Here is a 24467-nt window from a genome sequence, read left to right on the forward strand (position 1 = left end):
GTCAAACAAAACACACAGTTATGTCTTACAGATACAAAGTTCACTCAGCCATATATTCTTGCAATGCATCACAATCTGATATCATTGCTGGTTACGATGTTACAGAAAAAGTACAAAGCTTATTAAGTGAGCCAAAAAGTAATGGTGTTTTACATGTTGATGAAGGCAAAATCAGAAATTCGAAAACCGAATGCTCTTCAAAATGTTTTGCAATAATTGTAACGGTTGTATATCCTAGCGGAAATATAGAAACGAGGTTTACATCCTGCGGAGAAGGTAGTACGCTAAATATAAAAGAATCTGGAGTTGTTTGCTCCTTTTAAAAACATATAATTCAATTGCGCATAAGTAGGTGAACCAAGTTGTGGTAATTACTATTGGGGGATTTAATTTACACTTCAATTATTCACCAAAATTAACCAGGAGAGAAATCTTCTGGTTTTTTAATTTTCAGGATAAATACTATTTCTAAAAGTGTAAATTTGAATACATTCTAATTTCAATATGTATAAGATTACCATAATAGCAGGTGCGCGACCAAATTTCATAAAAATAGCACCTATAATGTATGCGCTTAAAGAAGCAAAAGAAAAAGGTTTCAATATATCTTATAGATTGGTGCATACAGGTCAGCACTACGATAAAAATATGTCTGATAGTTTTTTTGAGCAACTCTCTATTCCTGAACCTAATACTAATTTAGAATGTTCAGGTGGTTCTCAGGCAGAACAAACAGCAAGTATATTATTAGCATTTGAAAAAGAATTAAAAATAAATCCTGCAGATTTACTTATAGTGGTTGGTGATGTGACATCTACAATGGCTTGCACACTTGTAGCTAAAAAAAATAATGTAAAAGTTGCACATGTTGAAGGTGGAATACGTTCAGGAGATATGACAATGCCAGAAGAAATTAATAGAATTGTTACCGATAGCATAGCCGATTATTTTTTTACAACATCAGAATTAGCAAATCAGAATTTAATAGCTGAAGGTGTTGATAAAAATCAGTTGTTCTTAGTTGGTAATACAATGATAGATACTTTACTTAAAAATAAACAACGTTTTTTTAAGCCAGAAATATGGGGTAATTTAAATTTAAGACTTAAGTCATATGTAGTTTTAACCATGCATCGTCCTGCGAATGTTGATGCTGAAAAAAACTTGGAAGCTATGTTGAATGAAATCATTCTTCAAACAAAAAATTTACCAATTATATTTCCAGCACATCCACGAACACAAAGAATCTTATCAAAACTTAATATTGAAAGTAATCGACTTCACATAGTTGAACCCTTAAGCTATTTGGAATTTAATTATTTAGTAAAAAATGCTAAAGCTGTTATTACAGATTCGGGAGGTATCACTGAAGAAGCCTCTATAATGAATGTGCCTTGTCTAACTCTAAGAGATAATACCGAACGTCCAGAAACGATTACTTTAGGTACTAACGAACTTATTGGTACAAATCCTAAAAATCTAAAAACTTATTTAAATAAACTATTTGATGGACAATGGAAACAAATGCAATCTATTCCGTTCTGGGACGGAAAAACTGCTGAACGTATCGTTAAAGTAATTACTAATAATCTAATTAAGAATTAGCTAAACGTTTAAGATTTGTAATTGTTTCAGGCTGATTATCGCTTTTAAAAACGTGGCTACCAGCAACAAAAACATTAGCACCAGCATCTGCTAGCTTTTTAATGTTTTTATCTGTTACACCTCCATCAATTTCGATAAGTGTATTTAAACCTTGTTCATCAATCATCTTACGTAATTTTTTTACACGATTATAAGTGATATCTTCAAATTTTTGACCCCCAAAGCCAGGATTAATAGACATTAACAAAACCATGTAACATTCAGGTAAAATATCTTCTAATACAGAAACAGGAGTTGTCAAGTTCAGAACAATGCCAGCTTTGCAACCAGCAGCTTTTATTTGTCTAAGTGTTCTGTGAAGATGCACAGTGCTTTCGTGATGCACAGTGATAATATCTGCACCAACTTTGACAAATTCTTCGATATAACGTTCAGGTTTCTCAATCATTAAATGAACATCTAGTGGCTTAGTCGCGTGCTTTTTAATAGCAGCTATGACAGGCATGCCATAAGAGATATTTGGCACAAAATGTCCATCCATAACATCAATGTGAAACCAGTCGGCATCACTATTATTTACCATTTCAGTATCACGTTGAAGATTTCCGAAATCTGAAGCAAGCATTGAAGGTGCTATGAGGCATTTACTCATTTGTTTTTGTTTAAGAAGTTTGTTGTTAATTCAATTAATTCGTTTGCAGGTAAATATTCTGCTTTTTTAATCCAACTGAAGTACAAATATAGTTTTTTCATACTACTAAATTTTTGAAAGGCATCAAATTCACCACTATTATAATCTTTTAATATTTTTCCTTCAATTTTGGTATTTAGCAATCTAATAACACCTGTATGTCAAGAGTCATTTTTATCTTTTCGTATAGTGGGTCTATTTTCTCGTCCTCACCTTCAAGAATCTGAAAAAAGTGTTTGTTTTTAATGATTAATAGCCCAGTAACATTCAAAAGTTTATTTTTCTTATTGACTGTTTGAATTAATTTGTCAATATCGTGCTTACTTAAATCTTTAGAAAAATTACTAATGTAATAAATGGCTTTCAACAGAGGAACGATTAAGTTTGATATAACTAAGTTACTTAAAAAAGTGAAACCCCGGTAATCAGCCGAGGTTTCTTTCATCAATCAAAAAACGAACAGTTATGTTTTGTAACTGTTGTTACCGTAATTCAGTCGTATTTCTTATAAAAACTAACAGATTTTACTGTGAGTTTATTTTCAAATATAAACAACTAAAATGATATTTTAAAACTTCTTTAACAATTCAAAGAATTCCTTACCCTAAAGTTGGATGATGAGTGTGCCGAAGCTTATCCCAAATAGGTCTTTAATATTTTGCTTCTTGAGGTATGTTTTAATCTACGAATAGCTTTTTCTTTTATTTGTCTAACACGTTCTCTCGTAAGGTCAAACGTTTCTCCAATTTCTTCAAGAGTCATCGGGTGTTGGTTACCTAAACCAAAATACAAACGAATAACATCTGCTTCACGAGGTGTTAATGTCTCAAGTGCACGTTCTATTTCAGTACGTAAAGATTCATGTAATAAATCCCTATCAGGGTTTGGAGACTCTCCACTACGTAATACATCGTATAGATTAGAATCTTCTCCTTCAACAAGCGGTGCATCCATTGATACGTGACGACCAGAATTTTTCATTGACTCTTTAACATCGTTAATAGTCATATCTAATTCCTTTGCTATTTCTTCTGCAGAAGGCGGGCGCTCATGACTTTGCTCTAAAAAAGCAAATGTCTTGTTGATTTTATTAATAGAACCAATTTTATTAAGAGGCAAACGTACAATACGAGACTGTTCTGCCAATGCTTGTAAGATTGATTGTCTAATCCACCATACAGCGTATGATATAAATTTAAAACCACGTGTCTCATCAAAACGTTGAGCTGCTTTAATTAGACCTAAATTACCTTCATTAATTAAATCAGGTAAAGTTAAGCCCTGGTTTTGGTATTGTTTAGCCACAGATACTACAAAACGTAAGTTTGCCTTTGTTAGTTTCTCTAAAGCGATTTGGTCACCAGCTTTGATACGCTGTGCCAATTCTACTTCTTCGTCCGCCGTGATAAGGTCTACTTTTCCAATTTCTTGTAAGTATTTGTCTAACGATGCAGTTTCTCTGTTGGTTACCTGCTTGGTAATTTTAAGCTGTCTCATGTATTTTATATGTGCAATTTTTGGGGCAACACTATGTTGCGCTATAGTTATACGCAAAAAGTAAATGTTTTGTTACAATATTTTAATTTTTTTTACATATTATTTTGTCTTTTAATTTTTGCTATTCCTCTTCAAAAGTTTGAGAGTCTCCAAAGTTTGCAGATCTTGCATTTATCGCATCATTTGTGATGGCGTCCACAACTATAGCTACTAAACTTAAATTACTGTTGTTTTCTATGCTAGCAGGTAGTGAGCCTATTATAGTTGTTGTATACTCTTCTTCACCAACAACTTCAGATGAAGGAATAGATTCTCCGAGTAAATCTGTGTAGGCTGCTCTTAATACATGATTGTGTTCAAAATTTACTAATGGATTAACACCTCCATAATAGCTTGTACCATTTGTTTGGTTGAATTCTAATCCATCTTCAAGAAGGTATAAAACAATTCTTAAGTCAGTAGCAGCTATTTCACCACCAAATTTAACTTTAACCTCTACAGATACATTGTTGCCGTTTAGAGTAGGCACTATTGCAAGGCCCAAATCTGCATCATCTCCTGTTAAGTTTGTTACTTGTGCAACATTATTTGGCTCTGGAAAAGTCCAATCTGTAGTACGGTCTAACATTGCTGTAGGATACCCAGTAAGATTAATCATGTCCTCAAGAGCACCTGCATTAAAATTATACGGGTCATAAGAACCGCTTGCTGGATTTGTACTTCCTCTATGTATAGCAACAATTATTGCATCATCTGTTTGTCCATTTACTAAATCAATGGCATGAGATACTCTTGGGCAAAATTGACACCAAGTTCCAGTGTAATCTTCTATTAAAACATTTTTAGTAAACTTAGTTGGCGGCGGCGCCACAATAACTTGTAATGAATTACTGTTTAATCCATCATAAGTGGCCGTGACATCTAAATTACCGACAGTTGTTGTTTGGTAAGTATTATTGGCTAAAGGTGTACCATTTACAGAAATGGTACTTTGGCTAGTAACATTCTCACTTGTATCACCTACAACTTGAAATGTTACAGTGTCACCTGGATAAATAGGTGCATTGCCTACTCTAAATAATGAAATGCTTGTAATAACTGGCTCTGGGTCGACGGTTATTTGTATTGTATTGCTCGTTAAGTTCTCATATGTAGCACTGACGCTTAGTTGACCAGCAGAATTAGTTTGATAACTACTACCATTTATTGGTGTTCCGTTTACTGTAATGCTACTTGAGGATGTAACCACTGCATTTGTATTTCCTTTAACTTCAAAGGCAACAGTGTCTCCAGGGAATAAAGTCCCTGTCCCAACCCTTGCTAAAGTTATACTTGTAATAGTGTTTGTATTACCTCCTGGGTTCTCATCATCACTACTGCTGCTACAACCTAAAATTGTTAAAGCAGATAGAAAGAATAAAATTTTTGTTGAGAATCTAATCTTCATATTAATTATTTAAAAATTTATGATATTAAAATTATTTTATTTCCTTTTTAGGCATTATAATTGCGAATATATTAATAAAATGTTAAAATCAAAATATGAGAACTTTTTTCACTTTATGTCTTCTGTTTATCACACTTTGTGTTAAGGCACAAGACATTCCAGAAGTCACAGTAAAAAATTTAGCTGGAGATGACATTTCTACGTCAGAATTTAAAAATTCAAAAGACATTAAAGTCATTAGTTTTTGGGCTACATGGTGTGTGCCATGTATTAATGAGTTAGATGCAATAAGCGAGATTTATCAAGATTGGCAGGACGAAACAAATGTTGAAGTTATAGCTATATCTACAGATGATGCTAGAACAAGACGTAGAGTAAAACCCCTGATTAATGGAAAAGATTGGGGGTTTAAAATTTATGTAGACGAAAATCAAGATCTTAAGCGAGCACTTAATATCAATATTTTACCATATGTAATCGTAGTTAAAGAAGGGAAAATAATTCATACAAGAACAGGGTACACGCCAGGTAGTGAAGAAGAACTTTTTGAAATTGTAAAGCAACACACTGATTAATATTTTCCTATTCTTTTATGAAAAAACTAACCACCCTAATTATTTTTTTGAGCTTTGTTTCGTTAGGACATTGCCAATTAATAGAGAACTTACGAGTAGGATTAGAAGTCAATGCTGCTTGGTACAATGATGACAAAAATACAGGACCATTTTTTGATTCTGATAACCAAGATTCAGATAAACATTTAAGAGCTAATAGCTATTTAAAACTCGATTATGACTTTTTGAAAAACTTTACGGCAACTGTGCAATTAGAATCTTATGCACCACTAGCGTTGTTGAATTATTCTCCAAATTTTGATGGTACCAATTTAGGTATATACTCCTTAAACTATAGAAGTGAAAAATTAGAAGCAACCGTTGGACATTTTTATGAGCAATTTGGAAGTGGTCTAATTTTAAGAAATTGGGAAGATCGTCAACTAGGTGTTAATAATGCGTTGTTAGGTGGTCGCGTCAACTATTCAATCTTAGATGAGTTATCGATAACTGCCTTGTATGGTAAGCAACGCGTAGGATTTAAAACTTCTGATGGAGAGATTTTTGGTGCTAATATAGAATATGACCTTTCTAAATCTTTAGGATTATCAGAATCTTCAGTGAATTTAGGATTTAGTTATGTCGGTAGAAAGCAGGATATAGATATTATGAATCCAGAATACGATGAGCTAACAAATTCATTTTCTGGGCGTTTAGATTATTCAAAGAATAGTTTTTATGCAGGTTTAGAATATGTATATAAGTCGGAGGACGTGGCTGTACTAACGGGTCAGTTAATCAATCAATTTGTAAATCCAGGAAGTGCTTTACTTATTAATACAGGATTCTCTAAAAAAGGTTTTGGTTTAGACGCCACTTTTAGAAGATTAGAGAATATGGCATTCTTTTCTGATCGAGAAAAAGCTGGAAATATATACTTGGAGAACAATGTGAATTTCACACCTGCTTTAACAAAGCAACACGATTATTTACTTACTAATATTTTTGTTTATCAAGCACAATCTCAAGTTGTTTTTGCCGATCCTCAATTAACAGAAGTAGGTGAAATTGGTGGTCAAGTCGATATGTATTACAATATTAAAAAAGACACTCCATTAGGTGGAAAGTATGGAACAAAATTAGCTGTTAACGCATCGTATTGGGCAGGATTGAAAGGTAATTATGATTTTAATAACCTGTCCTATGATGTAGACTATTTAGGTTTTGGAGAAAAATACTTTTCAGATATCAGTTTAGAAGTAAGAAAAAAATGGTCTTCAAAGTTGAATACAATATTCTATTATGTTAATCAATATTATAATCAGAGAGCTATTGAGGATAACTTCTCAGGAGAACAAATTCAAACTAATATATTGGCTTTAGAGACTATGCATAGATTAGGTAGTAATGGAAAATCTTTGCGTCTTGTAGCTCAGAAATTATGGTCTAATTCAGATAACCATGATTGGATTGGTGGTGTCGTTGAGTATAACTTTAATACTAAATTCTCTATATATGCCAATGATATATATAATAGCGGAGATGATAGTGATACTACCGAAACGCATTACTATAATTTTGGTGGCAGTTATACAAAAGGAGCTACACGTTTTTCTTTAAATTACGGAAGACAACGAGCTGGATTAGTTTGCGTGGGTGGTGTCTGTCGTTTTGTGCCAGAAGCCACAGGACTTTCTGCTAGCTTCTTATATAGTTTTTAGTCCTATTCAGCCATAGAAAATTTGAGCCGCGTTTTTACGCGGCTTTTTTATATTACACATCAATCGGAGAACTATAAAAAATTCATCTTATAGTCTAAATTTATTCTCTCTTTTGTTAATGAAATTTTATTATGTATTGTTTTAAAAAATAATGCTCTATCTTTTTCACCAGCCGTAGCAAGTAGTTTTGAGTTTGCCATTTGTTTATTCAAAAATTCATGCATCATGTCACATGTTACCTTATTCTCAATTTTAAAATAACTTAGGACTGTAAAAGGTGTAAAAAATGCTTTTTGAGCTGGTGTAACAATCATTACCCAGCAGATCCTCTTCCTGGAGGAGGCAGTATTGGTCCATACGATGACACTTCTTGTACTGGAATTAATGTGAATTCAATTGTATATTACAGCGTTCCAGAGTCTGCTCAGAGTTTTAAAGTTAGATGGTATAAAAATAAAAATGGAATTCAAACAGATGGATTTACTAATGAAATTCCTTTTAATATTGATATTGTCAACTCATTTTCTTTTGAATATTTAGACTATTGCTTTTAAATAAAAACAGCCTATCGAAATCTGATAGGCTGTTTTTTATTCATAATGATTAAGAAAAATTAATCTTCTTTCTTATCTTCTCTTGGTTTTCTGTCGTCTCTGCGATTGTCTCTATTGCGATTATCACGTCCACGATTGTCACGACCTCTGTTGTCACGTCCATTACGATTGTTATCTCTTGGAGGTCTTTCTACATAACCTTCTGGTTTTGGTAAAATCGCCTTACGAGATACTTTTTCTTTACGGGTACGTTTATCAATACCAAAGTATTTTACATCAAACACATCGCCCATGTTTACCACATCTGATACATTTTCTGTGCGTTCCCATGCCAATTCAGAAACGTGTAAAAGTACCTCATTTCCTGGTGCTTCCATATATTCTACAACAGCACCAAAATCTAACATTTTGATGACTTTTACTTCATATACGCTTCCAACTTCTGGCTTAAATAATAATGAATCTATTTTTGCCATTACAGCATCAATACCCGTTTTGCCTACTCCTAAAATTTCAACAATACCTTCTTCAGTAACTGGGTCTTCATTAATAACGATAGTTGTCTCAGTTTCTTTTTGCATTTCCTGAATCACTTTTCCACCAGGACCAATTAAGGCTCCGATAAATTCGTTAGGAATGCGACGCGTAATCATAGTTGGTGCGTGATCCTTAACTTCAGCATTTGGTGTTGCAATTGTATCAGTTAATTTTTCTAAGATATGTAAACGACCATCACGAGCTTGTTGTAGTGCATTCACTAAAATCTCGTAGCTTAATCCTTTTACTTTAATATCCATTTGACAAGCAGTAATTCCATCTGCTGTACCAGTTACTTTAAAGTCCATATCACCTAAGTGATCTTCATCTCCTAAGATATCTGAAAGTACAGCGTATTTTCCAGAGTCTGCATCGGAAATTAATCCCATAGCAATACCAGAAACTGGCTTTGTCATTTGTACACCAGCATCCATCATAGCCATTGTACCAGCACAAACTGTAGCCATAGAAGACGAACCGTTAGATTCTAATACTTCAGACACAACTCTTACTGTGTAAGGGCAATCATCTGGCACCATGCCTTTTAATGCACGTTGTGCTAAGTTACCATGTCCAACTTCACGACGTGATGTTCCGCGGATTGGTCTAGCTTCACCTGTACAGAATGGTGGAAAGTTATAATGTAAATAGAAACGCTCTTCACCTTCTTGAGATGGCATATCTATTTGGTTAGCATCTCTAGATGTACCTAAAGTTACTGTAGCTAATGCTTGTGTTTCTCCACGCGTAAAAACAGAGGAGCCATGTGTTGATGGTAAGTAATCTACCTCACACCAAATAGGTCTAATATCTGTCGTTTTACGACCGTCTAAACGTAAACCTTCGTCTAATGTTAAGTTACGAATCGCTTCTTTTTGTGCTTTAGCAACATATTTGTGGATGAGTTTTCCTAAGTCTGCTTGTTCTTCTTCAGAGAAAGCATTGAACACCTCTTCTTTAATTTCAGAGAATTTAGCGCCGCGTTCATGTTTTGCAGAGCCTGCTTTTGCAATAGCATATGTTTTGTCATATACCATATCATGAATTTTCTTGGCTAATTCTTCGTCAGCACGTTCTGGCTCATATTCACGTACTTCTTTTTTACCAACAGCTTCGGCCAAACGCACTTGAGCAGCACATTGTACTTTGATATGCTCGTGCGCAAATTTGATTGCATCTGCCATTTCTTCTTCTGAAATCTCATCCATTTCACCTTCAACCATCATCACAGAATCGGCAGAAGCACCAATCATCATATCGATGTCTGATTCTTCTAACTGTGCTAATGTCGGGTTAATGATAAATTCGCCATTGATGCGTCCAACTCTGGCTTCAGAAATTGGGCATTCAAATGGAAAATCTGATAATTGAATCGCTGCAGAAGCAGCTAAACCTGCCATTGCATCTGGCATAACGTTTGGGTCATGAGACATTAACTGAATCATTACCTGAGTTTCTGAATGGTAATCTTTTGGAAATAATGGACGTAAAACACGGTCTACTAAACGCATTGTTAATACTTCACCATCACTTGGACGTGCTTCTCTTTTAAAGAAACCGCCTGGATAGCGACCAGCTGCTGCAAATTTTTCGCGGTAATCTACTGTTAACGGTAAAAAGTCAACATCGTTTTGATGGTAGTTGGAAACAACTGTACATAATAACATACATTTTCCTGATTGCACAACAACGCTACCATGAGCTTGTTTTGCTAGTTTTCCGGTTTCGATAGAAATTTCTCTACCATCACCAAGGTCAATAACCTCTTTGTAAGTCTTTGGAATCATAAATTTTTAATTCACGCTTTGATATTAAACTATCAAAGTCTTGTTAAACAATGGTCGTTGTGTTGTTGTGTGTAGTTGTTGTAAATGACATTTAATGTCTGACCAATGAAAAACTGTATTTAGCTTCTTCAACTCGAATTTTAGACGCTTTCGATTGCGTTGTATAGTAATAAAAAACCACGCTGTTAGGCGTGGTCTTTTTATTTAGATTATTTTCTTAATCCTAATTCTTTAACTATTGCACGATATCTTAAAATATCTTTCTTAGTTAAATAGTCAAGTAATGCGCGACGCTTACCTACTAATTTTACTAAAGAACGCTCAGTGTTATAATCCTTACGGTTATTTTTTAAGTGTTCAGTTAAATGGTTAATTCGTGCTGTAAATAAAGCAATTTGTCCTTCTGCAGAACCTGTGTCGTTTGCACCTTTTCCGTGCTTTGCAAAAATTTTTGCTTTTTCTTCTTTTGTAACGTACATGCTAATATTATTGTAAATGATTGTTATGTATTCTGAAAGTCGTTCTTTCAGGCGGCAAATATAAGAAAATTAAAATATTAACAAATCGAACATGATATTTATTTGACTTTTTTTGAGTCCTTACTAAACCTTTTTAAAAATGTAAAGTCTTAAAAGCATGTTAACAACTAAAATTAATCCTACTCAATTGTTATTTCATTTTAGTGCACATAAGATGAGACGCAATTATGATTTTACATTAACAACTTAAACATTTTAATCATGAAACACTTTAAATGTATTACAAAATCTGCTTTGGCAGTATTAATTATAGGACTACTATTTAGTTCTTGCTCAGATAATAATGAGGATTTACAAATCGATGACTCGGCAAATGACGCTATCGAGTTATCACGGGCATCAGAGGTAGACGCTGCTAGCTCTTCTATGACAGATATAGTTACTGAAGTATTTGAATTCGATGAAGCAAATCCTAATGGAAGAGTGCAACCACTAGCATTACCAGATTGTGTAACTATTACGGTTGTTGCACAACAAGCCTTTAGAGAAGTTACTATAGATTTTGGAAATGAAGGTTGTTTAGTGAGAGGACATGTTCTTAAAGGACAAATCGTTTTCTCTTATACTAGAGATATTGAAGCTCAGGAAGTATTGATTACTTACAACCTTATTGATTTTTACTTTGATAATAAAAACGTATTAGGAAGTCGAACTATTTTAAGAGAGAAAGAAAATGATAATGGAAATCCACAGTTTACTCACAATTTAGACTTAACTGTGATTTGGCCGAATGGTGTACAAGCTTCTAGAACAGGAACTAAAGTTAGAGAATGGGTTGAAGGTTTTGGTAGCGGAAATTTTAGTGATAACGTTTTTGAAGTTTCGGGAGATTGGACAACAACCTTCGTAAATGGTAACTCTCACACTTATGAAGTGATGACGCCTCTACGACGGGAAGTCATTTGTACTTATTTTGTGAGCGGTACTGTCGAGGTACAACGCACAAATTTTGGTGGAACTTTTGATTACGGTAATGGAGATTGCGATAATCAAGCATCATTTACCTTTAACAATGGTACCGAGATTAATATAACTCTGAATTGATTTTAGTTTGTTTGATTGAGTTTTGAAAAGAAAAAAGTGAGCCGATTGGCTCGCTTTTTTTATGTTCTTAAAGGTTGATTTTTTATTAAATCTATATAAAGATTCACCTTATTTTTTAATTCTTTTCTATGTGTGATAAAATCTAAGAAACCATGCTCCAGTAAAAATTCTGAAGTTTGAAAGCCTTCAGGTAATTCTTTTCCTGTTGTGTCTCTTACAACTCGTGGTCCTGCAAAACCAATTAACGCACCTGGTTCAGAGATATTAATATCGCCCAGCATAGCAAAAGATGCTGTTGTACCACCAGTTGTAGGGTCAGTACACAAAGAGATGTATGGTATTCCTGCATCAGCTAGTTGTGCTAATTTTGCAGATGTTTTTGCTAATTGCATTAAGGACAATGCTGCTTCCATCATACGTGCACCACCAGATTTACTAATAATCATAAATGGCAGTTTTTTCTTTAAAGCGTAATCAGCTGCTCTAGCAATTTTCTCTCCAACGACACTACCCATTGAGCCTCCGATAAAGGCAAAATCCATACACGCAATTACCAGGTCATTACCTTTAGATTTACCAACAGCACAACGCACTGCATCGGTAAGATTTGTTTTAGCTTGAGCAGCTTTTAAACGGTCTGGGTATTTTTTTGTGTCTTCGAATTTTAAAGGGTCTTTCGATGATAATCCTGCGTCTAATTCTTTAAACTTATTGTCATCAAAAAGAATTTCGAAATATTCTTTACTGCCAATTCTTACATGATATCCATCTTCGGGACTTACATAAAAATTTTGAGCCAATTCTTTAGTGTCTACAATCTTTCCTGTAGGTGATTTATACCAAAGACCTTTTGGAGTATCCTTTTTTTCTTCGGTAGAGGTTTGTATGCCTTTATCTTTTCTTTTAAACCAAGCCATATGTCGATTTACGATTTTAGTTAGTTTTAATACGTGTTATACACAGCGACAAAATTAGGCATTTTATTAATACCACTCAACATTTGCTTTTGCTATCTATTATAGAATTATTGATATCAAAAAAAAACCTGTTTCAGATATATTGAAACAGGTTTTTTGAATTTTATAAATATCTAATTATAAAGTATCTACGTTGTTTAGGTCTTCAAATGCTTTTTTAAGACGCTCCACAAATGCATTTTCTCCTTTACGTAACCAAACTCTTGGATCATAGTATTTTTTATTTGGAGAATCTGGTCCATCAGGACTTCCGATTTGTGATGCTAAATACGCTTCTTTTTCACCCATATAATCTCTAACTCCAGACATAAAGGCATACTGCATATCGGTGTCAATATTCATTTTAATTACACCGTAACCAATGGCTTCTTGTATTTCTTCTTCTGTAGATCCCGAACCACCATGAAATACAAAATCAATATGATTATGAGCTACACCATATTTTTCTGTTATGTGCTCCTGAGAGTTTTTTAGAATTTTTGGTGTTAATTTTACGTTTCCAGGTTTATACACTCCGTGAACATTACCAAATGCGGCTGCAATTGTAAATTGGTCGCTAACTTTACTTAACTCTTCATAAGCATATGCAACTTCTTCTGGTTGTGTATATAGCTTTGATTCGTCAACATCACTATTGTCAACACCATCTTCTTCTCCACCGGTTATACCTAGCTCAATTTCCAGAGTCATACCCATTTTGCTCATGCGCTCTAGGTACGTCTTACAAATTTCTATATTTTCTTCAAGAGGTTCTTCACTTAAATCAATCATGTGAGAACTGTATAACGATTTTCCTGTTGCTGCAAAATGTTGCTCGCTTGCATCTAATAATCCATCTATCCAAGGCAATAATTTTTTGGCGCAGTGGTCAGTGTGTAAAATAACAGGTACACCGTAGGCTTCTGCCATATGGTGTACATGTTTTGCACCTGCTATACTGCCAGCAATTGCTGCTTTTTGATTTTCGTTACTTAAGCCTTTACCTGCATTAAATTGCGCCCCACCATTTGAGAATTGAATAATTACTGGTGAGTTTAAAGCCTTAGCAGTTTCTAATACTCCATTAATAGTGTTAGAGCCAATAACATTTACGGCTGGTAATGCAAAGCCTTTTTCTTTAGCTAGTTTAAAAATTTCTTGAACTTGGTATCCTGTTGCAACGCCTGGTTTTATATTATGACTCATGGTTATTTTTTAATAATTAATGAAATCAAAAATACATAATTTACAGCATTATAATATGCGAAAAACACTATAATTACTCAAAAAAATACGAAAACGATGTAGCTAAAACTAGTTTTTTAGAAAGGATAATTTATTCCAATATTATATGTTGCATTACCAAAGTTATAATTTGTAAACCAACGATTGCCTATCTCTAATGATGGATCATAGGTCTTGAAGCCAATGTCACCTCTAAGTACAAAAAAGGTAAAGTCATATCTGATACCAAAACCACTACCAACTGCAATATTTTGTAACGATTTAAAATTATTGAATGTAGATTCAGGGTCGTCTTCTACGTTACCAAAGGCGTTCCAAATGTTACCAGCATCCATAAAAAGTGCACCGTCAAAACTTCCAAAAAGGTTAAAGCGTTGTTCTAAACTAAAATGAAGTTTAAGGTTAGCTTCATTGAACTCATTAGTATTCTGTGAGCTTCCTGGTCCTAAATTGTAAGCTGTCCAGGCTCGATTATCATTTGGCCCACCAGCAAAAAAACTTTCTACAAATGGTATGTTGTTTGAATTTCCAAACGGTATAGCTACACCAAAATAACCTCTAAATGCTAAAACACTTTTTCGACCACGTTGCCCAAAATATTTAACGTAGTCCAATTCAGTTTTAAAATATTGCGAAAATGGTACATTTAAAATTTCGTAGCGACCATCAGAGTTTTTTTCTGTGTTTGTTAAACTAGAAATACCAGATAATAAATTACCAGCCAATTCTACATGATATTTAAATCTCGAAAAATTATTATCTGATAAATCTGACCTTGTATCTCTGGTATAATCAAAATTGGTCGATATTATAAGGTTGTTTTCTGTTAATCTGTCTTGACGTTGGTTAATATTGTTTACGTCTATAAAATCGTTATCTGTCGGTGTCAAACTAGTATTTCCGGTCAATACATCATTAATAAAGGTATCAGCAGGTTGAAATCCATTATCTGGTGGTGGGTCTTGTAGAACTTGATTATTGTTTATATAGCCTATGTTACGAGCAATATCATTTAATCGGTTAAATGAATTTGTGTATACCCCAAAATAATTTTCAGGATTTAAATTTCTAACATACTGAATATTAAACAGTTCTAAATTATTTGTTACTTTTTTTGAAGGAAACCAATTGTAAGCCAAAATACTTGATAGTGTCTGTCTATCTAAGCCAATGTTTTGTTGACTTGTAGCAGCCATATTTATTTTCGTACTTGGGGACATTGATTTTGGTATAATTTTGTCAGTGTTCATAGGAAAGAAAATCCTTGGTATTGTCAATCCTATTGCTCCACCAAACTCATTAATATCAAAAAACGAATCTTCATTATTACCTGCATCTTTAGAAGCGCCTATTGACCCTAAAGCAGATATATCAAGAGTTTCTGCGCCTTTAAAAACATTTCTGATTTTTAGACCTGTACTAAATGCAAAACCAACTGTTTGAATGTTGCTTTGAGACACGTCAAAAGCAAATTGCAGCTTGTATTTTTTGAGTGGAGATAAGAGTATGTTTGCTACTAAAGTCGAGTCTGATTCGTTAGCTACATAATCAACTGTAGGATATCTAAACATTTGTAGTTGATTTAGGTAATCCGAAGTTCTTGTTCTGTCTATATCACGATAGACATCTCCTTTTTTTATAAAAATAGCATCAGTTAAGGCTTTGGGCTTAAATTTTAGTTCATTAAAGCTATAAAGATTGTAACCGTCGTAAGTTATACTGTCTTTTATTTGTCCGCTTTCAATAAGATTTTCATTTGATGCATCAGTAATTATATTTACAGCTTTTATTTTATAAACTTTAAAAGGTTTAATAACAGAAGAGTCACTATATCTAATTGTCCTATTATCTATAAACATCTCTGTATTAACTGTTTTTCTTGATTTGAAGGTGTCAATCTCAAAACGAACGTAATCTTGACCAAAAAAGTAAAGCCCAGAATTTCGCATCAACCTGTTTATTCTAACCCTTTCATTTGTAAAATTGTCTTCATCGTATTGCTGACCTTTTTTGATTAATGACGCATTAATATTTGCTTTATAAATAGAGTCTACAACTGGTGTCTTTATGGTGGTTTTTAAGGTGTCAAGTTTACTAGGTAAATTTTTAGTTACTGTATATTTTACTTTAGCTTTTTTGTTTGAATCTTTTTCAATAGTATAATCTACTTCATTATATAAAAAGCCTCGTTTGTAGTAATAGGCGCGAAGTCTGCTTTTTGTTTTTTCAGTCTTTTCTTCGTTTAATATTGAAGGTGCTTCTCCAATTCGCTTTAACCATGAATTAAATCCTAAAACGGACTGTTTGTATTTTTCAAGTTGCTTTTTGGATAATGTGTTTGTTAGACGTTTTCGTCTATTACCTTTATCTAACCAAGATTCAAAGATTGAGTCTCTATTTGGTCTTGCTAAATTATAAACGTGAAGATTAAGAGGAAAAAAGCCAATCCCAGAATTGGGCTTCTGAAGCGGAATATTATTTACACGTTCTTTATTGGTGACTTTACCATCAACTTCAATTTTATTTTCTATTAAAAGGTATTTACCATCCTTTACACGCTTAACGGTACTACAAGATGCGATTAGTAATAAAAAGCTAATGCAAATAGCCGCTTTAGTGAAAAAGGAGTTTATTTTTTGTAATACCAGTTTATGACGTTTAACGTTCAAATTGAAAGCAATTTTTCGATATTAAATACACTGAGCAATAATTAGTCCAAAAAGTATTAATTTGTCAGCGCATATACTACTAACAAATGTAAATACATTTTAATGTTATCAAAGAATCAGATAAAATTAATTAAAAGTTTAGCCCAAAAAAAAATTAGAAGCCAACATGGATTATTTACAGTCGAAGGTGTAAAAGGGATTACCGAGTTCGTAAATTCTTCATTTCGATTACAACATATTTACACTACAAATTCGGTTTTTGATGTTGAAAGTGATGCCTTAACAATTATAGGTGAATCAGATTTAAAAAGAATAAGTCAATTAAAAAATCCAAATACTGCTGTTGGTGTTTTCGAAATTTCTAAACCTAAACCTATTAATAAGTCAAAGCTAATTATTGCTTTGGATGATGTGCAAGACCCTGGGAATTTAGGGACAATTATACGTTTGTGTGATTGGTTTGGAGTTTCTGATTTAGTTTGTAATGGTAATACAGTAGACTGCTATAATCCTAAAGTAGTACAAGCTACAATGGGTTCACTAACTCGAGTAAATGTTAGTTATGTAGATTTAGAAAGTTTTATTTCTGAATATGAACATGAAATTTATGGCACTTTTATGGATGGAGAAAATATATACAGTAAAGAATTATCAGGAGCAGGTATTTTAGTTATGGGTAATGAAGGTAAAGGGATATCTCAAAGTATTGAAGACTTAGTAACTAAAAGAATATCTATACCAAAATTTGGAGAAAAAGCGACAGAGAGTCTTAATGTTGCTACAGCGACTGCAATTTGTTTAAGTGAATTTATGCGAAAAACTATCTAAACGTAAAGTTTATAAAAACACCTCTTGTCTTCATTGATGTAACATTGCCTGTCCATGGACTATTAGGGTCGACATCTCTAACGATTTCATCATTTATAGCAAATACACCTCTAATCGATGGTGTAAATTTAAAGTATAATAGATATAAATCAATACCGAATCCGATTTCGTAGAAATAGTTATTTGATGTCATTCGGAATTGACCTGCGCTGTTGTCGTCAGGATTTTGCTCATTACTTGCTAGATTAATAGCCGTAGAAACGCCTCCAACAATAAATGGTCTGATATTATTAATTCTATTAGTCGAAAACTTAATTAATAATGGTAGGTGTATATACGTAGATTTTGTTTCACGTAATAAGTCTGAAGGATTAAAACTTTGGCCATCGAAGTAACTCTCGTCATATCTTAGATTTCTAGTCGTAAAATATACACCTGGCTCAAATCTTAAATTTAAGTGATTATTCAGCCTTAAGTCACCAGTTAATCCAACTTGAAACCCTGTTGTTGCATCAACTAAAATATCATCTAAATTTTGTTCGTATTCAAATTTATAATCATAACTATTAAAACCCAAAAAGTAACCCCATGACAATATTTTTTTATCCATGTTTTCAAGGTTGATAACCTTTTTGTTAGTGAATAATTGTCCGAAACTTACGTTGTAGCTGATTAGAACAGCAATAACTATAATTATTTTTTTCATATAAAACTAAGCCTTCGTTGCAGTATAGATTGTTGCTACACCAAACGTTTGTGGTTTATCCTCGACATTAATAAACCCAATTTCCCTTAAAATATTGTTTAGCTCTTCTCCAAAAGGAAATACTGATGCAGATTCACTTAAATACTTATAGGCACTTTGGTCTTTTGAAAAGACTCTGCCAATAGTAGGTAAAATAAATTTAGAATACAATTTATAGCCTTGTTTGAAAGGTGTTTTTGTTGGTACAGATGTTTCTAGTATTACAAAAATGCCGTTAGGTTTTAGGACTCGTAATATTTCGGCTAGCCCTTTTTTTAGATTCATAAAATTTCTAACTCCAAAAGCTACAGTTATAGCATCAAAAGTGTTATCCTCAAAGGGTAAATCTTCTGAATCTCCAATAACCATATTGATTACACCGTCTAAGCTTTTGGTTTTAATCTTCTTACGGCCAACTTCAAGCATTCCGTCGCTAATGTCTAAGCCAATAATTTCTTTAGCCGATGTATTAGCAAGACTGATTGCTAAATCACCTGTTCCAGTAGCAATATCTAATATGTTTTTTGGATTGGTGTCTGCAACAAGTTTTACAACTTTATTTCTCCATTTGATATCGATTCCGAAAGAAATAACTCGATTTAATCCATCGTATTCTTCAGAGATGGTATCAAACATTTTTGTGACTTGTTCTTTCTTATCAAGCTCGCTATTCTTGTATGGCTTTACGTTTTTTGACATCAAAATTTTTTTTTGCAAATATAGTCATAACTAATAAGTACTTAAAGCTGTAAAGGACTAAATTAACCAATCTATAACACCAGATTTGGTTTAAAAAAATATGCATACGATTAAAAATTACTTTTGAATTCCGTTAATAAGATCTATAACTTTAGTAGCACTCTTTGAGGTTTAGTATATTTGTATACTTTTTTTCAAATTATTATAAATGAAAATTATCATTGCTGGTGCAGGAGAAGTCGGATTCCATCTGGCTAAACTACTTTCTTACGAGTCTCAAGAAATTACTTTAATAGACAATAAAAAAGATAGCTTAAGCTACGCTGGCGAAAATTTAGATATCAAAACTATAAAAGGAGATGCAACCTCTATTGCAACTTTAAAAGAAGGTCGAATAGAGAATTCTGAATTATTTATTGCAGTAACATCTTCTGAAACTACAAATATTACAGCTTGTGTATTGGCAAAGCAATTGGGTGCAAAACGAACAATTGCAAGAATTTCTAATACAGAGTTTATTGAAAATAAAGACGAGGTTGGATTTTCTAAATTTGGGATTGACGAGTTGATTTCACCAGAATCTTTAGCTGCTTCAGAAATCGAATTATTATTAAACCAATATGGTTTTAATGATACTTATGAGTTTGAAGATGGAAAACTAACCATGCTAGGTCTTCGATTATCTCGTACTGCAACTTTTGTTGGTAAAACCGTAAAAGAAGCTGCTGAGTCGTATTCTGAATTGCACTTTATACCTATTGCAATTCAGCGATATGGTACACAATACACTATAATTCCGAGAGGAGACACTATTTTTAAAGAAGGAGATCAAGTCGTTTTTATAACTTCAAAAGGTGGAGACGAAGAGTTGTTTGAGCTATCAGGAAAAGTAAAAGTAGGTATTAAGGATGTAATGATTTTAGGTGGTAGTCAAATCGGTTTTAAGACTGCGCAAGATTTATGTAAAAGTAAGTTTAATGTAAAACTCGTTGAAGGAAAAAGAGCTACAGCAGAGGATTTAGCGGATGAATTACCAGACGCTTTAGTGATTTGTGGAGATGGAAGGAATGTAGATATTCTTCAAGAAGAGAGTATATCTGAAATGGATGCTTTTATATCGGTTACAGGTAATTCCGAAACTAATATAATGTCTTGCCTCTTGGCAAAATCAAAAGGCGTAAAAAAGACTATCGCATTGGTCGAAAATATGGATTACTATCAACTATCTCAATCCATCGGAATTGATACATTAATTAATAAAAAACTTTTAGCAGCAAACACCATTTTTAGATACATTAGAAAAGGTGAAGTTGTTGCAATGACAAAATTGACCAATATGAATGCTGAGCTTTTAGAGTTTGAAGTCAAGTCAAATTCTAAAATAACAAATCAGAAAATCAAAGATTCTAGTTTTCCTAAATCGGCCATCATTGGTGGTGTTATTCGTGATGAAGAGGGATTAATTCCTTTGGGAGATTTTAAAATTGAAGCTGGAGACCGAGTTGTCGTTTGTTGCTTACCACGTTCTATCGCCGAAGTTGAAAAGTTTTTTGCATGATTTGGTATTATGGCAAAAATGAAACTTAATTATAAAATCATTTTCCATTTTTTAGGATTATTACTCCTATTTAATGGAGGTTTTATGCTTATAGCTACATTGATAAGCTTCATCTACAAAGATGGTGTTACTTTAGAGTTATTGCTCTCGGGCTTTACAATTCTTCTCTTAGGTGGTATTGTGATGTTTAACACACGCAATCACCGTAAAGAAATGAATAAGCGAGAAGGTTACATTGTCGTCGCTTTTGGATGGATTGTAATGTCACTTTCGGGTTCGCTACCATACATGATTACAGAGGTAATTCCGTCATTTACAGATGCTTTTTTCGAAACAATGTCGGGCTACACTACAACTGGCGCAAGTATACTTAATGATATCGAGATTGTGCCTAAAGGTGTACTGTTTTGGCGTAGTATGACGCATTGGATAGGTGGTATGGGAATTATCGTACTAGCCATTGCTATTTTACCATTATTAGGTATTGGTGGTATGCAGTTGTTTGCTGCTGAAGCACCAGGTCCAGGTGGTGATAAATTACATCCAAGGATTACAGACACTGCTAAACGTTTGTGGCTTATCTATTTTGGATATACTGCAGCAGAGACTATTCTGCTTCAAGTTGCTGGGATGTCATTTTTCGATGCTATTAATCATGCCTTAAGTACGTTATCTACAGGTGGTTTTTCTACTAAAAATGCTAGTGTTGCGCATTGGAATGATAATCCTGCTATCCAGTACATTATTATCACATTTATGTTTTTAGCAGGTACAAATTTTGTATTGAGTTATTTTGCTTTTAAGGGTAAGGTTCAGAAAATTATTAAGGATGATGAGTTTAAGGTTTACTTCAAGTTTATCGCTGTTTTTACAATCGTAGCTGCTCTAGTTATTTACTTTAATGCAGACGTTTCCAAATCTTCAATAGAACATCCTATGGTTTTAGGTGAGTTTGAGAGCGCCTTGCGTCATTCATTATTTCAAGTATTAGCGATTATAACAACAACTGGTTTTGTTACAGCAGATTATACGATGTGGACGCCATTTTTGACAGTCCTTTTCTTTGGACTTATGTTTTTAGGAGGTTCTGCTGGGAGTACATCTGGTGGTATTAAAGTTGTAAGACATTTAGTGTTGATTAAAAATGGATTCTTAGAGTTTAAGCGGGCGTTACACCCTAATGCTATTTTACCTGTACGCTACAATCAAAAATCTGTATCTAAGGATATTGTGTTTAATATTCTTGGTTTTTTTATTACCTATATGCTATTCTTTATATTCGGAGCATTGGTATTCTCTATGTTTCAACTAGACTTTGAATCCGCTATTGGACTTTCGGCATCGAGCTTAGGTAATGTTGGTCCTGCTTTGGGTGATTTTGGTCCTGTAAATAATTATGCAGCATTACCGCCTTTAGGAAAATGGTGGGCTTCGTTTTTAATGCTTTTGGGACGTCTTGAACTATTTACAGTACTAATTTTACTGACGCCTTTTTTCTGGAGAAATAGATAATTGTTTTATTAAAATTGCCTCAATTTTTACTTCAAATTGATATATTTTCTATTTTTTTTGATAAAATTCAATTTTATTCCAGCCTATATAAATACTAATATCTCAGTGATTTTAGTGTTGGTTTTTAAGTGTTTAGCGAGAAATATCTTGTAACATTTTTAAAATAGCTTCGTCTTATAAGCATAACCAATTAATTTTTATCAATCATGGAATTAGTATTAAACACATTTGAAACAGAACCATTACCCGAACCCAGAGAAACGTTTGCAATTGTAAACGAACCATTACTAAACTCTAATTACAAAGCAGCGGTTCAGCAGAACTTCATCAAATCTTCAAAGCCATCTGTTTTCGGAATGAGACAACGTCTTAAATTTAAGCAATTCAATAACGTACAAGCTATTGGAGTCATTTTAAAATTATCTGTATTTGTAACAGTACTTACTATTATGTTTTAAGTTACAAAACGGCATATGGACCTTTAACTGATGCTTTTTAAGAAATTAAAAAGCATCTTTTATTATATCACTTTTCAAACTTTTAAAACTTATCGCTATGCATGGAAATTCAATGAATACAAGTGTGCGTAATAATCTTAAACTACTTAAAAAAAGAGATAAGCTCAAGAATAGATTAGGCGGTTATGATGCATCAAAAACTACCGAGTATAATTTCCCTAAGGCATCATCAAAACAATTAAGAGATATAAAGAAAAAGATGAAAGAAGAGCGAAGAAACTGGTGGTTCAATGTAATAATGTTGACTTTGATAAACTTCACTTTTGTAGCGATTATATTTTATTGTGTAATTAAATATATTTTTTAATATGCCTTTAGGAGAATCAATGCTGAGCGTCGTTAGAAGTAACAAAAGTGTTATGCTAGATAAGTCAAAACATTTTAGGAAAACTCGTGGTGGTAATTCTAGGAAGTCAAAAACAGAATATAATCTTCCTGAAGCTACACCTGAGTTAATCTCAAAAATTAGAGAAAGGATGATTAAAGAAAACAAAAAAACCAGAACAATACGGTTAATAATTTCCTTAGTTCTGGTTATTGCTTCGACTGTGATTGTTTACTTATTAACCTAAAGCTTTTTTAATTCGCTTTATAGCTTCTTTGATTTGTTCTTGAGACGCTGCATAAGAAATTCTAATACAATTAGGGTTGCCAAAAGCATCGCCAGTTACAGTGGCTACATTAGCATATTCTAAAAGATACATAGCAAATTCTGAAGCATTATTTATTTTGGTACCATTAAGAGTTTTTCCAAAATAAGCTGAGATGTCTGGAAATACATAAAATGCACCTTCGGGTTCATTACAAGAAAAACCTTCTACATCACTAAGTAATTTTAATATTAGCTGACGACGTTCTTTAAACTCGTCAACCATGTACTGTATTTTTTCAGGAGAAGCTTCCATAGCAGTAATTACTGCACGTTGCGCGATACAGTTGGCACCACTTGTAACTTGACCCTGCATTTTGTTACAAGCTCTAGCAATAGCGGTAGGAGCACCAATAAAACCTATTCGCCAACCTGTCATTGCAAATGCTTTAGAAACACCATTTACTGTGATTGTACGCTCAAACATATCATCGAATTGTGCCATGCTAGAGTGACCGCCAATGAAGTTTATATGCTCATAGATTTCGTCAGAAACCACATAAATATTAGGATGCTTTTGTAGTACATCAGCCAAAGCTCTCAATTCATCTTTGCTGTAAACTGAGCCACTAGGATTACAAGGAGAACTATACCAAATCATTTTAGTTTTTGGCGTAATAGCAGCTTCAAGTTGTGCTGGTGTCATTTTAAAATCATCATCAATTGACGTCTTTACTTCAACAGGAACACCTCCATTTAGTTTAACAATATCACTGTAGCTCACCCAGTATGGACAAGGTAAAATTACTTCGTCTCCATCATTAAGCAATACAGATGCAATGTTAAACAAAGATTGTTTTGCACCAGTAGATACTACAATTTGAGAACGATTATACTCAAGTTTATTATCGCGCTTGAATTTTGTTATAATAGCATCTTTTAATTCTGCATAACCATCAACAGGTGTGTAGCTATTATAGTTGTCATCTATAGCTTTTTTAGCAGCTTCTTTTATAAAGTCTGGTGTGTCAAAGTCTGGCTCACCTAAGCTAAGTCCGATTATATCTTTTCCTTCTTCTCTTAATTCTCTTGCTTTAGCGGCCATTGCTAAAGTTGCCGAAGTCGATAGATTGTTAATTCTATCCGAAAGGTGGTTCATGCGCGTGTTGGTT

The 24467-nt window shown here is 33.4% G+C and carries 24 protein-coding genes; 12 read left to right on the top strand and 12 right to left on the bottom strand.

Annotated features, from left to right (window positions below):
- Positions 1 to 20: 20 nt before the first annotated feature.
- Together BTO05_RS11340 and wecB are read left to right on the top strand one after the other, a co-directional pair.
- The gene (locus tag BTO05_RS11340; RefSeq protein ID WP_087492776.1) at positions 21 to 323 is read left to right on the top strand and encodes a hypothetical protein; all 303 of its coding nucleotides are present in this window, start codon (positions 21 to 23) and stop codon (positions 321 to 323) included.
- 181 nt (positions 324 to 504) lie between these two features.
- Complete coding sequence (gene wecB / locus BTO05_RS11345; RefSeq protein ID WP_087492777.1) at positions 505 to 1605, top strand: non-hydrolyzing UDP-N-acetylglucosamine 2-epimerase; 1101 nt, start codon at positions 505 to 507, stop codon at positions 1603 to 1605.
- Here wecB and rpe read toward each other — a convergent pair.
- The 4 genes from rpe to BTO05_RS11370 form a co-directional block, all read right to left on the bottom strand.
- Positions 1595 to 2257 (bottom strand): ribulose-phosphate 3-epimerase, encoded by a 663-nt coding sequence (gene rpe, locus BTO05_RS11350; protein WP_087492778.1) that lies wholly within the window; start codon positions 2255 to 2257, stop codon positions 1595 to 1597. The genes wecB and rpe overlap by 11 nt on opposite strands.
- A gap of 175 nt (positions 2258 to 2432) precedes the next feature.
- Positions 2433 to 2663 (bottom strand): BLUF domain-containing protein, encoded by a 231-nt coding sequence (locus BTO05_RS11360; protein WP_157662582.1) that lies wholly within the window; start codon positions 2661 to 2663, stop codon positions 2433 to 2435.
- A 266-nt stretch (positions 2664 to 2929) separates the two neighbouring features.
- A complete protein-coding gene (locus BTO05_RS11365) occupies positions 2930 to 3793 on the bottom strand; it encodes an RNA polymerase sigma factor RpoD/SigA (RefSeq protein WP_008270568.1) in 864 nt (287 codons plus the stop codon).
- A 121-nt stretch (positions 3794 to 3914) separates the two neighbouring features.
- On the bottom strand, positions 3915 to 5240 hold the full coding sequence (locus BTO05_RS11370; RefSeq protein WP_087492781.1) for an Omp28-related outer membrane protein: 1326 nt from the start codon (positions 5238 to 5240) through the stop codon (positions 3915 to 3917).
- Between the two features lie 95 nt (positions 5241 to 5335).
- Between BTO05_RS11370 and BTO05_RS11375 the strand changes: the two genes are divergently transcribed.
- The 3 genes from BTO05_RS11375 to BTO05_RS11390 all read left to right on the top strand — a co-directional run bounded on the left by BTO05_RS11375 (position 5336) and on the right by BTO05_RS11390 (position 8069).
- Positions 5336 to 5815: a TlpA family protein disulfide reductase gene (locus BTO05_RS11375; protein WP_087492782.1), complete on the top strand. Its 480-nt coding sequence runs from the start codon at positions 5336 to 5338 to the stop codon at positions 5813 to 5815.
- Positions 5816 to 5832: 17 nt separating this feature from the next.
- Positions 5833 to 7515, top strand: coding sequence for a DUF6029 family protein (locus tag BTO05_RS11380; RefSeq protein WP_087492783.1), 1683 nt, complete (start codon positions 5833 to 5835; stop codon positions 7513 to 7515).
- A 293-nt stretch (positions 7516 to 7808) separates the two neighbouring features.
- On the top strand, positions 7809 to 8069 hold the full coding sequence (locus tag BTO05_RS11390; RefSeq protein WP_087492785.1) for a hypothetical protein: 261 nt from the start codon (positions 7809 to 7811) through the stop codon (positions 8067 to 8069).
- Positions 8070 to 8128: 59 nt separating this feature from the next.
- Here the strand turns inward: BTO05_RS11390 and BTO05_RS11395 are convergent, their stop codons facing one another.
- Positions 8129 to 10393 carry a polyribonucleotide nucleotidyltransferase gene (locus tag BTO05_RS11395; RefSeq protein ID WP_087492786.1) on the bottom strand — a complete coding sequence of 755 codons (2265 nt, stop codon included), beginning with the start codon at positions 10391 to 10393 and terminating at the stop codon, positions 8129 to 8131.
- A gap of 209 nt (positions 10394 to 10602) precedes the next feature.
- On the bottom strand, positions 10603 to 10872 hold the full coding sequence (rpsO, locus tag BTO05_RS11400; protein WP_087492787.1) for a 30S ribosomal protein S15: 270 nt from the start codon (positions 10870 to 10872) through the stop codon (positions 10603 to 10605).
- Between the two features lie 261 nt (positions 10873 to 11133).
- On the opposite strand from rpsO, the gene BTO05_RS11405 reads away from it, so the two are divergent.
- On the top strand, positions 11134 to 11976 hold the full coding sequence (locus BTO05_RS11405; protein WP_087492788.1) for a hypothetical protein: 843 nt from the start codon (positions 11134 to 11136) through the stop codon (positions 11974 to 11976).
- A gap of 59 nt (positions 11977 to 12035) precedes the next feature.
- On the opposite strand, the gene accD is transcribed toward BTO05_RS11405, so the two are convergent.
- The 3 genes from accD to BTO05_RS11420 all read right to left on the bottom strand — a co-directional run bounded on the left by accD (position 12036) and on the right by BTO05_RS11420 (position 16846).
- The gene (accD, locus tag BTO05_RS11410; RefSeq protein WP_087492789.1) at positions 12036 to 12893 is read right to left on the bottom strand and encodes an acetyl-CoA carboxylase, carboxyltransferase subunit beta; all 858 of its coding nucleotides are present in this window, start codon (positions 12891 to 12893) and stop codon (positions 12036 to 12038) included.
- Positions 12894 to 13070: 177 nt separating this feature from the next.
- Positions 13071 to 14138, bottom strand: coding sequence for a class II fructose-bisphosphate aldolase (gene fbaA, locus BTO05_RS11415; RefSeq protein WP_087492790.1), 1068 nt, complete (start codon positions 14136 to 14138; stop codon positions 13071 to 13073).
- Between the two features lie 116 nt (positions 14139 to 14254).
- A complete protein-coding gene (locus tag BTO05_RS11420) occupies positions 14255 to 16846 on the bottom strand; it encodes a BamA/TamA family outer membrane protein (protein WP_232459736.1) in 2592 nt (863 codons plus the stop codon).
- A gap of 102 nt (positions 16847 to 16948) precedes the next feature.
- Here BTO05_RS11420 and BTO05_RS11425 point away from each other — a divergent pair, with 102 nt between their 5' ends.
- Positions 16949 to 17674, top strand: coding sequence for a TrmH family RNA methyltransferase (locus BTO05_RS11425; RefSeq protein ID WP_087492791.1), 726 nt, complete (start codon positions 16949 to 16951; stop codon positions 17672 to 17674).
- Here the strand turns inward: BTO05_RS11425 and BTO05_RS11430 are convergent.
- Together BTO05_RS11430 and ubiE are read right to left on the bottom strand one after the other, a co-directional pair.
- On the bottom strand, positions 17667 to 18380 hold the full coding sequence (locus BTO05_RS11430; RefSeq protein WP_087492792.1) for a porin family protein: 714 nt from the start codon (positions 18378 to 18380) through the stop codon (positions 17667 to 17669). The genes BTO05_RS11425 and BTO05_RS11430 overlap by 8 nt on opposite strands.
- A 6-nt stretch (positions 18381 to 18386) precedes the next feature.
- Positions 18387 to 19118 carry a bifunctional demethylmenaquinone methyltransferase/2-methoxy-6-polyprenyl-1,4-benzoquinol methylase UbiE gene (gene ubiE, locus BTO05_RS11435; protein ID WP_087492793.1) on the bottom strand — a complete coding sequence of 244 codons (732 nt, stop codon included), beginning with the start codon at positions 19116 to 19118 and terminating at the stop codon, positions 18387 to 18389.
- Between the two features lie 208 nt (positions 19119 to 19326).
- Between ubiE and trkA the strand changes: the two genes are divergently transcribed.
- The 5 genes from trkA (at position 19327) to BTO05_RS11460 (ending at position 23278) form a co-directional block, all read left to right on the top strand.
- Entirely contained in the window at positions 19327 to 20676 is a 1350-nt protein-coding gene (gene trkA / locus BTO05_RS11440; RefSeq protein WP_087492794.1) for a Trk system potassium transporter TrkA, read from the top strand.
- Positions 20677 to 20694: 18 nt separating this feature from the next.
- Positions 20695 to 22188: a TrkH family potassium uptake protein gene (locus BTO05_RS11445; protein WP_087493353.1), complete on the top strand. Its 1494-nt coding sequence runs from the start codon at positions 20695 to 20697 to the stop codon at positions 22186 to 22188.
- Between the two features lie 206 nt (positions 22189 to 22394).
- The gene (locus BTO05_RS11450; RefSeq protein WP_087492795.1) at positions 22395 to 22646 is read left to right on the top strand and encodes a hypothetical protein; all 252 of its coding nucleotides are present in this window, start codon (positions 22395 to 22397) and stop codon (positions 22644 to 22646) included.
- 97 nt (positions 22647 to 22743) lie between these two features.
- Positions 22744 to 23013 carry a hypothetical protein gene (locus tag BTO05_RS11455; RefSeq protein WP_087492796.1) on the top strand — a complete coding sequence of 90 codons (270 nt, stop codon included), beginning with the start codon at positions 22744 to 22746 and terminating at the stop codon, positions 23011 to 23013.
- Position 23014: 1 nt separating this feature from the next.
- Positions 23015 to 23278 (top strand): hypothetical protein, encoded by a 264-nt coding sequence (locus tag BTO05_RS11460; RefSeq protein ID WP_087492797.1) that lies wholly within the window; start codon positions 23015 to 23017, stop codon positions 23276 to 23278.
- Here the strand turns inward: BTO05_RS11460 and BTO05_RS11465 are convergent.
- Complete coding sequence (locus tag BTO05_RS11465) at positions 23270 to 24454, bottom strand: pyridoxal phosphate-dependent aminotransferase (RefSeq protein WP_087492798.1); 1185 nt, start codon at positions 24452 to 24454, stop codon at positions 23270 to 23272. The genes BTO05_RS11460 and BTO05_RS11465 overlap by 9 nt on opposite strands.
- Between the last annotated feature and the right edge of the window lie 13 nt (positions 24455 to 24467).

The organism is Winogradskyella sp. PC-19, assembly GCF_002163855.1.
Taxonomy (GTDB): Bacteria; Bacteroidota; Bacteroidia; order Flavobacteriales; family Flavobacteriaceae; genus Winogradskyella.